This window comes from Pseudomonas sp. GM84 (genome assembly GCF_000282535.1).
In the GTDB taxonomy this organism is placed as follows: domain Bacteria; phylum Pseudomonadota; class Gammaproteobacteria; order Pseudomonadales; family Pseudomonadaceae; genus Aquipseudomonas.
Map to the genome: position 1 here is coordinate 67,697 of NZ_AKJC01000123.1, position 9,289 is coordinate 76,985.

Consider the following 9,289-nt stretch of genomic DNA (forward strand, 5'->3'; position numbering starts at 1 on the left):
TCCAGAAACGCTAGCACAGGGCAGGAACCGTTCGTCTGCCTTGGGCGGCAGGTCCAGAGGATCAGGCAAGCATTCCGTTGGAATGCGCAAACCCGAATCTGAAAGTTTGCGAGATCCCCTTGTGGGAGCGGGCTTGTCCCGCGAACACGGGCGAAGCCCGTGCCATGCAACTCTGGTGTTCAGACCGGCCTCTTCGCGGGACGAGCCCGCTCCCACAGACTCCCCCAACCTGAGCTCGGTATCTGTGGGAGTGGCCAGTGCCGACAAACAGGACTTCCAGTCGAAAAACCCGGATAATGCCGGCCAATTTCGTTTTGCACGCTTAAATCACGGTAATCCCGCATGGAAATCAAGGTCAATTTTCTCGACAACCTTCGTCTGGAAGCCAAGTTCGACGACTTCACGGTGATCGCCGACCAACCGATTCGCTACAAAGGCGACGGGTCGGCGCCTGGCCCGTTCGACTATTTCCTTGCCTCGTCGGCCCTGTGCGCCGCGTACTTCGTCAAGCTGTACTGCCAGACCCGCGATATCCCCACCGAGAATATCCGCCTGTCGCAGAACAACATCGTCGACCCCGAGAACCGCTACAACCAGATCTTCAAGATCCAGGTCGAGCTGCCCGAAGACATTTCCGAAAAGGACCGCCAGGGCATCCTGCGCTCCATCGACCGCTGCACGGTCAAGAAAGTGGTGCAGACCGGCCCCGAGTTCATCATCGAAGAAGTCGACAACCTCGACGCCGATGCCCAGGGCCTGCTGATGCCGGTGGCCGACACCACGACCTACATCCCCGGCAAGGACCTGCCCCTGGAGCAGACCATCGCCAACATGTCGGGCCTTCTTGCCGGGCTGGGGATGAAGATCGAGATCGCCTCGTGGCGCAACATCGTGCCCAACGTCTGGTCGCTGCACGTGCGCGATGCGCAATCGCCGATGTGCTTCACCAACGGCAAGGGCTCGACCAAGGAGGCCGCGCTGGCCTCGGCGCTGGGCGAGTTCATCGAGCGTTTGAACTGCAACTTCTTCTACAACGACCAGTTCTGGGGCGAGGACATCGCCAACGCGCCGTTCGTGCATTACCCCAACGAGCAGTGGTTCAAGCCAGGCCCCAAGGATGCGCTGCCGGCCGAAATCCTCGATGCGTACTGCCTGGAGATCTACAACCCGGACGACGAGCTGCGCGGTTCGCACCTGTACGACACCAACTCGGGCAATACCGCCCGTGGCATCTGCTCGCTGCCGTTCGTGCGCCAGTCGGATGAGCAGGTGGTGTACTTCCCGTCCAACCTGATCGAAAACCTGTTCCTGAGCAACGGCATGAGCGCCGGCAATACCCTGGCCGAGGCGCAGGTGCAGTGCCTGTCGGAGATCTTCGAGCGGGCGGTCAAGCGTGAGATCCTCGAAGGCGAGCTGTGCTTGCCGGACGTGCCGCAAGAAGTACTGGCCAAGTACCCGGGTATCCTCGCTGGCATTCAGGGACTGGAAGAGCAGGGCTTCCCGGTGCTGGTCAAGGATGCCTCGCTGGGTGGCGAGTTCCCGGTCATGTGCGTGACCTTGATGAACCCGCGCACCGGTGGCGTGTTCGCCTCGTTCGGCGCGCACCCAAGCTTCGAGGTGGCGCTGGAGCGCAGCCTCACCGAGCTGCTGCAAGGGCGCAGCTTCGAGGGCCTGAACGACCTGCCGCAGCCGACCTTCGAAAGCCATGCGCTGACCGAGCCGAACAACTTCGTCGAGCACTTCATCGATTCCAGCGGTGTGGTGTCGTGGCGCTTCTTCAGTGCCAAGGCCGATTTCGAGTTCGTCGAGTGGGACTTCTCCGGCCACGGCGAAGACTCCAACATTCAAGAGGCCGCGACCCTGTTCGGCATCCTCGAGGACCTGGGCAAGGAAGTGTACATGGCCGTGTACGACAACCTTGGCGCCACTGCCTGCCGCATCCTGGTGCCGGGTTACTCGGAGATCTACCCGGTCGAGGACCTGATCTGGGACAACACCAACCGCGCCCTGGGCTTCCGTGCCGACATCCTCAACTTGCACAGTCTCGACAACCGCGCGCTGCGTGCGCTGCGCAAGCGTCTGGACAACTGCGATGTCGATGACTACACCACCATCACCACCCTGATCGGTGTCGAGTTCGACGACAACACCGTGTGGGGCCAGCTCACCATCCTTGAGCTGAAACTGCTGATCTGCCTGGCGTTGCAACGTTTCGAGGATGCCAAGGAACTGGTCGAGGCGTTCTTGCAGTTCAACGACAACACCGTCGATCGCGGCCTGTTCTACCAGGCGCTGAACGTCGTGCTGGAAGTGGTGCTCGACGACGAGCTGGAAATGCAGGACTACGAGGCCAACTTCCGCCGCATGTTCGGCAACCCGCGCATGGACGCGGTGCTGGGTTCGGTGGACGGTAGCGTGCGCTTCTACGGCCTGACCCCGACCAGCATGAAGCTCGAAGGGCTGGACCGTCACCTGCGCCTGATCGAGAGCTACAAGAAGCTGCACGCCGCGCGGGCCAACGCGGTCTGACAGCGCTGCCGAGGGGCGCCATGCGCCCCTTTATAGCGGCAACGTCTTATCCCTATTGCCAATCCGTATTGCCAGTCAGGCATTAGCGCTTGCTGCATCCCGGCACCAGCGCTTAGCTATCTGCCGGCCGTAGCTGGCCACACACTTCACCTACTGCATGGCGCGTAGACCGCCAGAAGGACCTCGGCCGCGCTCACAACAAGAAGGCGCAGACGAATGAGCACTCCTTTGGATACCAATGCACTGAAGGCCCGACAGCAGGCGGCTTGGGCCAGCGGTGACTACGCAGTGATCGGTACTACCTTGCAACTGGTGGGCGAACGGCTTGCCGAGGCCTGCGACCTGCGCTGGGACGAGCAGGTGCTGGATGTCGCGGCGGGCAATGGCAACGCCACCCTGGCCGCCGCCCGGCGCGGTTGCCGGGTCACCTCCACGGACTATGTGCCCGAGCTGCTCAAACGCGGGGAAGAGCGTGCCCGCGCCGAACGCCTGAACGTTGATTTTCAGGTGGCCGATGCCGAGGCCTTGCCGTTCAAGGACGCCACCTTCGATGCGGTCGTTTCGACCTTTGGCGTGATGTTCACCCCCGACCAGGCCCAGGCTGCACGGGAGCTGGCCCGGGTCTGTCGTTCCGGTGGCCGGGTAGGGTTGGCCAACTGGACGCCGCAGGGCTTCGTCGGACAGATGTTCAAGACCCTCGGCCGGCACATGCCACCGCCCGCCGGGGCGTTGCCGCCGTCGCGCTGGGGCGATGAAGAACAACTTCGCGCCATGTTCGAAGGCGCGATCGGCGCCATGGACGTCACCCGCCAGCATTTCAACTTCCGTTATCGCTCGGCGGCGCATTTCATCGAGGTGTTTCGCACCTGGTATGGGCCGGTGCACAAGGCTTTCGCGGCGTTGCCGGCGGATGCCGCTGCGGCACTGGAAAGTGACCTGACTGCATTGCTCAATGAAAACAATCAGGGCGGGTCATCGTCGCTCGTGGTGCCCAGCGAATACCTGGAAGTTGTAATCATGAAGCGCTGAGTACTGGCTTTTCGAGATCCGGGGTAGCATGCAGTCTCGCGCACCCACAAGGATGTCATGGTGATCACGTTCTACCACCGTCTGAGAGCCTGTCTCGAGCGCAGATCAGGCAAACAGGTGGCCGTCGAGCCGGGTTTTGCTCCCTCCCGTGTCGAGCAGAACCTGGCCTGGCTACCACGTAACCGGGTGTACGAACCGCTCGACCTGCCGCCTCCTGAAATCCCACCGCTAGGCCTTGTTGGCGCGCCATTGCAGCAGCGCTATGCGGCATTTTTGGCGCAAGTGACCAAAGCGCCTGCGCCGGTGACCGATGACGCGCTGCGCGACGCAGGTCGGCATCTGGCCAGCGAGCTGCTGAGCCAGGCCATCACCCTGGGCTGCAGCAAAGCCCATGAACTTTCGGATGAGGTCTACTGGCTGGTGCAGAGCGCAGCCATTGCGTCCTTGTTCGCCGATGGTGCGCACTCTGCCGAGTTTGCCGGGTACAGGCAGCATGTTCAGCATTACCAGTCGGCCGACCGCATGGCTGCCCAGGTCGCGGCCTTCGACCGTTACGTGGCCGCCACTGGCCAGCCGGTGGTTGATGACTGAATGCTTTTCCGCTCAGCGGGTGAGAACCTGAATATCGACTAGTTCTTGCACTTGGCCATGACGACCTGGCAGGTGTTCGGGGTTCCCCCGGAGCGGCCTGCATAGCGAATGCAATTGTTCATCGACTTCTGCCGGGCGATGCTCAGTGTGTTGCCCCAGGCCAGGCCGCCTTCGCCAAGGCTGGGCACGGCTTTGGCGAAGCAGTTGGAGCCCTGCGCCACAGCGTAGGAACGGGGCTTGCTGCTTTTGCTCGAACACCCTGCGGTCAGCGCCACGCACAGGGCAAGCAGGGCATGCGCAGCCCAGAACGCGTAGGGTCGTGCGGGGTGAGCGTGCATGACATTGCCTCTGTTGGGGCGGGTTAATGCTTTGAGGATATGTCAAACAAGCCAAGCGGTGAACCTATCGGACGACATGGCGATCGCGAGACACTGTCGTCTGTTCGGGCCCTATCGCCGGCAAGCCGGCTCCCACAGGTACTGCGCAGTCCTTGAACTGCATGGGATTCCTGTGGGAGCCGGCTTGCCGGCGATAGGGCCGAGCCTGCTCTGGATCAGAAGCGGTAGTTCAGGCTCGCTTCCAGGGTGCGTGGCGCACCTGGGGTGATCAGGTCAACCGAACCGTGCGCCGAAGCGTAGTAGTCGCGGTCGAACACGTTCTTCAGGCGCAGCGCCATGTCCCACTCGGGCTCGCCGTAGAGCAGGGCGGCGTCGAAGGTGGTGTAACCCGGCATGACCACCTTGTTGTCGAGTGCGGTGTAGCGCTCGTCGACGTAGTTGGCACCCGCCGCCACACGCCACTGGGGAGTGAGCGTGCGCACCAGCCACACGTTGGCGCTGTTGCGTGGCGTCAGGGTCGGCACCTGGCCTTCGTTGGCAACGCCATTGGTCTTGCTGTTGGACTTGGTGATTTCGGCATCCAGGTAGGCATAGCCGGCATACACCTGCCATTTGTCCGTCAACTGGCCGCTGACCGTGGCCTCGAAACCATCGGTGCGCTGCTCGCCAGCCAGCACGGTCAGGTTCGGGTTGGCCGGGTCGGCGGTCTTCATGTTGGTGCGTTCCAGGCGGAAGATGGCCGCAGTCACCGCCAGGCGGCTGTCGAGCAAGTCCCACTTGGCACCGATTTCATAGTTGGTGGTTTCTTCAGGCTCCAGGTGTTCACTGCTTGGGCTGACCGCGAACACCTCGCCCGAAGGCTGGTAGCTGCGGCTGACCGACACGTAGTACGACTGGATCTGGTCCGGCTGATACACAAGACCCGCGCGCGGGCTCCAGGTCTTGTCGGTGCGGTCGAGGTCGACATTCTGCACGCGGTCGTCGTCGTACTCCTGGCCGAAGATGTCGTAGCGCACACCGACCAGGGCTTTCCAGTGCTCGTTCAGCTCGATCATGTCCTGCACGTACAGGCCGGTAGTCTCCTGGTAGTTGGTGCCCTTGGAGGACAGGTTGGCGGCATGCTCCGGTACAGGTACCAGGCCGTCGCCAAAGACCGGCACCTGGGCCACGTTGTTCTGGCTGAACACCCGCTGGTACTTGTCCTGGAAGCCGACTTCCACGCCGTACAACAGGTTGTGCTGCATGCCCAGCAGCTGCGCCTGCTGCTTGAGTTCGGTCTGGTTGAACACGCCGTATTCGTCACGCGCGACGTTGCCGCGGTTGAGCTTGACCAGCAGCTCGCCATCGGGGGAGGTGACGAAGCGGGTCGGGCTGGTGTCGGCCAGGGTGTTGTTGCGGTCCAGGTCGTAACGGTAGTAACGGCTGGTGTTGGTCAGGGTGAGGTCGTCGTTGATCCGATAGTCCAGGCTTGCGGTCAGCGAGAACACTTCGCTGCGGGCATAGTCCTGGTCGGCATCGCCGGAACCGAAGCGTTTGTCGCGGTCGACGTCCACCGGTCGGTCGCCCAGCGCCGGGATGCCGAAGTCGATCAGGCGCTTGTCGTACAGGTAAGTGGCGCCGAGGTTCAGTTCCAGGTCGTCGGACAGCTTGAAGTAGGCCGACGGGGCAATCGCCTTGCGGTCGATGTAGCCGTCGTCGCGGAAGGTGTCGCTGTCTTCGAAGGCACCGGTCATGCGGTAGGCCTGGTTGCCCTGCGGGTCGGCCCAGCCGGTGTCGAACTGGGTGCGGCGCTTGCCTTCGCTGTCGAAGGTCACGCCCACCTCGCGCTTGGGCGCGAAGTTGGGTTTCTTGCTGATGCTGTTGATCAGGCCCCCGGAGGAGCCACGGCCGTAGAGCACGGCGGCCGGGCCTTTGACGACCTCGACGCGCTCGATGTTGGACAGGTCGCGGAAGTACAGGGCGTCATCGCGCACGCCGTCGATGTACATGTCGCCAATGGCGCTGAAGCCGCGGATGGTCACCTGGTCGCGCTGGCCGTCGCCGTTGGACATGCCGATCCCGGGCACGTTTTTCAGCACGTCTTCCATGGACTGGGCGCCCTGGTCCTTGATCACGCTTTCCGGCACGACGTTGACGGTTTGCGGAATGTCGCGCAGCGGGGCGTCGATCTTCAGCGCGCTGCGGCTGTCGCTGGCCTTGTAGCTCTGCTGCTCGTAGGCGCTGGTGACGGAAGTGGCCGGCAAGGCGAGTTCGCCCTGGCTTTCAGCATGTACCGCAGGAACCACCAGCAGGCCCAGGACCGAGAGGGAGGCCGGGGCAACAGACTTCATTGTCATGAATCGCGACTCGATTGTTGATTTGAGGTCACGAATAGTAACGGTTTGTAAATGTAAAGCAAGTGTAAAGAATTCTTATTTGCTATCGCAATAGCGTCGAGGTCAGGTTGCGGCGAAATGACATGGGACAAGGGCAGAGTGCCGCGTAATGGCTATGCTTGTTTGCGCGTGAACTTCTCACGCACACGACTCCGCTCTTGATCACAGGGATGCAGGCCTATGAATTCTCTTAGCACTCTCGCGCGTGCCGTTGCGCTCGCCAGCTTGGTTGCCACTGCCAGTTTCACCGTGCAGGCGGCCGATATTCCGATCGCTAGCGAAGCGCTGGAAAGCCATATCAAAACCGAGGTCACGGCCATCGACCAGGCAACCCGCCAGGTCACGGTGAAAGGGGCGGATGACAAGCCCGTGACGTTCCAGTTGACGGAAAAGGCCAAGGCCCTGCCGAATCTGAAGGTGGGTGACAAAGTCGACATCTACGTCACCCGAGCGGTGGCGTATGTGCTCAATACCGAGGTAGGTGGGGCGCCGAAAGCCAGCTCGGAATCGGGTACCATCCGCGCCACCGAGGCCAACCCGAACCCGGGGGGCGAGGCGTTCCGTCAGGTGAAGGTCACTTCGAAAATCGAGGCGATCGACCTGAAAGAACACGAGGTGACCCTGATGCCGCCGGAAGGCAAGGTGCAAGTGGTGAAGGTCGAGAACCCGGACTTGCAGGCGCGGATGAAGAACCTCAAGAAAGGCCAGACCGTCGATGCGATCTACACCGAGGTGCTGAGGGTCGAGACCTCGCGTTGAACCTCAGGGATAACCGGTACTGCTGAATCGGCTTATCCATACGACGAATAATCAGGGTGCACCGGTTCGATTTCCATTCGCCCTGTCAATTCACCCATGATGCACTCATCCTGACTGCCGATGAGTGCATCCATGTCCAACAAAACCCTGTTGCTCGCGTTCCTTCCTTTGTTCATGGCCCTGATCGCCGGCGCCGTCCTGCCTTTCCAGGCTGCGGGTAACGCGGCTGTCGGCCGTGCGCTGGGGCACTGGTTGTGGGGCGCGTTCACGTCGCTGACGGTCAGTTCACTGGTGGTCATCGCGGCGCTGCTGATTCTGCGAGTCCCCATGCCCGACCTGGGCAAGGCCCTGCAAGGCCCCTGGTGGTTGTGGATCGGCGGCGTGCTGGGTGCCCTTTATGTGGCGGGCGCTGCAGCCTTGATCCCTCGCCTGGGTACGGCGGGCTTCCTGGTACTGGTGGTGGCGGGGCAGATCCTCACGTCGGTGATCGTCGATCACTTCGGCCTGATGGGCGTTACCAGCAAGCCGATCAGCCTGGCCCGGGTTGCTGGGGTGGTGCTGATCCTGGCCGGAGTATTTCTGGTTCAAGGCAGCTGGGCAGCAAGCCCGGCGGGTAACGGCGCGGTGATCGCCAAACAGCCTGAAGGTTGATCATTGGCCGGGCTGGCTGCACGCCCATACCGCCTCTCGCAGCCAGCGATGGCCCGGGTCGGTGTCCTTTCTCGCGTGCCAGGCTTGCTGATAGGCAAAGGTGGGAATGGGCAAGGGGGGGCTGAACTGGCGCAGGGTCTGGTACTGGCGCATCGGGCCGACGGCACGCTTGGCCACGGTCAGGACCAGGTCGGTGCCGCCCAGCACCTCGACCGCAGCACTCCAGTGCGGCAACGCCAGGGCGATGCGCCGGCGCAAGCCCTGTGCAGCCAGGGCGCGTTCGATTTCGTCGTGGGCGTCCGGGCGCATGGCCATCAGCACGTGCGGGCGCGCCAGCCAGTCGTCGAGCGCCAGGCCACCCTTGGCGGGCAATACCTGGCGGTCGGCCACGCTGATGAAGCTGTCCTCGAACAGGGTTTGCGCGGTGATGGCTGGCGGCAGCTCAGGGAAGATGCCCAGTGCGAGGTCGAGTTCGCCATCCTGCAGCTGCGCCAGCATGGTCTCGCGACTGGCCTGGCTGATCGCCAGGTCGACACCTGGCGCCACCCGGCGCAGGTGACGGACCAGCGGCGGCAGGACGATGCGCGAGGAGTAATCGGACAATGACAGGCGAAAACGCCGTTGCGCCTGAGCCGGGTCGAAATGCGGCGTGGCGAGCAGGCCGTTGAGGCTGCCGAGGGCGTCTTGCAGGGGCTTGGCCAAGGCCTGGGCACGCGCGCTGAGGGTCATTTGGCCATGCTGGCGGATCAGCAGGGGGTCGTCGAAATAGGTGCGCAGTTGCGCCAGGGCGTGGCTGACCGCCGGCTGACTGCGGTGCAGGCGCAGGGCGGCGCGGGTCACGTGCTTTTCGCTGAGCAGCGCATGCAGGGCCAGCAGGAGATTGAGGTCGATCTTGCGCAGTTCATCCATGGGGCGAATGGTCAGGTGGCTTTTGGATGGGTTGTATCAGCCTAACAGATGTATTGGCCCTCATCGCCGGACCCAGCGCTCAAAGCACGGTATGAGGCACTGCGTGGA

General features: G+C 62.7%; 8 protein-coding genes. 5 read left to right on the forward strand and 3 right to left on the reverse strand.

The annotated features are described in order from the left end of the window. The first annotated feature begins 342 nt into the window (after nucleotides 1-342). From PMI38_RS11095 to PMI38_RS11105, 3 genes are all read left to right on the forward strand, one after another. Entirely contained in the window at nucleotides 343-2,529 is a 2,187-nt protein-coding gene (locus PMI38_RS11095) for an OsmC domain/YcaO domain-containing protein (RefSeq protein ID WP_008093809.1), read from the forward strand. Nucleotides 2,530-2,745: 216 nt separating this feature from the next. Then, nucleotides 2,746-3,558, forward strand: coding sequence for a class I SAM-dependent methyltransferase (locus PMI38_RS11100; protein WP_008093810.1), 813 nt, complete (start codon nucleotides 2,746-2,748; stop codon nucleotides 3,556-3,558). A gap of 57 nt (nucleotides 3,559-3,615) precedes the next feature. Further along, nucleotides 3,616-4,149, forward strand: coding sequence for a hypothetical protein (locus tag PMI38_RS11105; protein ID WP_008093811.1), 534 nt, complete (start codon nucleotides 3,616-3,618; stop codon nucleotides 4,147-4,149). 38 nt (nucleotides 4,150-4,187) lie between these two features. On the opposite strand, the gene PMI38_RS11110 is transcribed toward PMI38_RS11105, so the two are convergent. After that, entirely contained in the window at nucleotides 4,188-4,487 is a 300-nt protein-coding gene (locus PMI38_RS11110; RefSeq protein WP_008093812.1) for a hypothetical protein, read from the reverse strand. 215 nt (nucleotides 4,488-4,702) lie between these two features. Beyond that, nucleotides 4,703-6,823 carry a TonB-dependent receptor gene (locus PMI38_RS11115; RefSeq protein WP_008093813.1) on the reverse strand — a complete coding sequence of 707 codons (2,121 nt, stop codon included), beginning with the start codon at nucleotides 6,821-6,823 and terminating at the stop codon, nucleotides 4,703-4,705. A gap of 219 nt (nucleotides 6,824-7,042) precedes the next feature. Between PMI38_RS11115 and PMI38_RS11120 the strand changes: the two genes are divergently transcribed. Both PMI38_RS11120 and PMI38_RS11125 read left to right on the forward strand, forming a co-directional pair. Then, nucleotides 7,043-7,621, forward strand: coding sequence for a hypothetical protein (locus PMI38_RS11120; RefSeq protein WP_008093814.1), 579 nt, complete (start codon nucleotides 7,043-7,045; stop codon nucleotides 7,619-7,621). Nucleotides 7,622-7,753: 132 nt separating this feature from the next. Continuing rightward, nucleotides 7,754-8,272: a DMT family transporter gene (locus PMI38_RS11125; protein WP_008093815.1), complete on the forward strand. Its 519-nt coding sequence runs from the start codon at nucleotides 7,754-7,756 to the stop codon at nucleotides 8,270-8,272. Here the strand turns inward: PMI38_RS11125 and PMI38_RS11130 are convergent, their stop codons facing one another. Next, nucleotides 8,273-9,181: a LysR family transcriptional regulator gene (locus PMI38_RS11130; RefSeq protein WP_008093817.1), complete on the reverse strand. Its 909-nt coding sequence runs from the start codon at nucleotides 9,179-9,181 to the stop codon at nucleotides 8,273-8,275. It lies immediately after the preceding gene. Nucleotides 9,182-9,289: the final 108 nt, after the last annotated feature.

Excerpts from the sequence above, each read along its gene's own strand:
- PMI38_RS11120 (WP_008093814.1), top strand. The coding sequence starts at position 7,043 with ATGAATTCTCTTAGCACTCTCGCGCGTGCCGTTGCGCTCGCCAGCTTG.
- PMI38_RS11095 (WP_008093809.1), top strand. The coding sequence starts at position 343 with ATGGAAATCAAGGTCAATTTTCTCGACAACCTTCGTCTGGAAGCCAAG.
- PMI38_RS11130 (WP_008093817.1), bottom strand. The coding sequence starts at position 9,181 with ATGGATGAACTGCGCAAGATCGACCTCAATCTCCTGCTGGCCCTGCAT.
- PMI38_RS11105 (WP_008093811.1), top strand. The coding sequence starts at position 3,616 with ATGGTGATCACGTTCTACCACCGTCTGAGAGCCTGTCTCGAGCGCAGA.
- PMI38_RS11115 (WP_008093813.1), bottom strand. The coding sequence starts at position 6,823 with ATGACAATGAAGTCTGTTGCCCCGGCCTCCCTCTCGGTCCTGGGCCTG.
- PMI38_RS11100 (WP_008093810.1), top strand. The coding sequence starts at position 2,746 with ATGAGCACTCCTTTGGATACCAATGCACTGAAGGCCCGACAGCAGGCG.
- PMI38_RS11125 (WP_008093815.1), top strand. The coding sequence starts at position 7,754 with ATGTCCAACAAAACCCTGTTGCTCGCGTTCCTTCCTTTGTTCATGGCC.
- PMI38_RS11110 (WP_008093812.1), bottom strand. The coding sequence starts at position 4,487 with ATGCACGCTCACCCCGCACGACCCTACGCGTTCTGGGCTGCGCATGCC.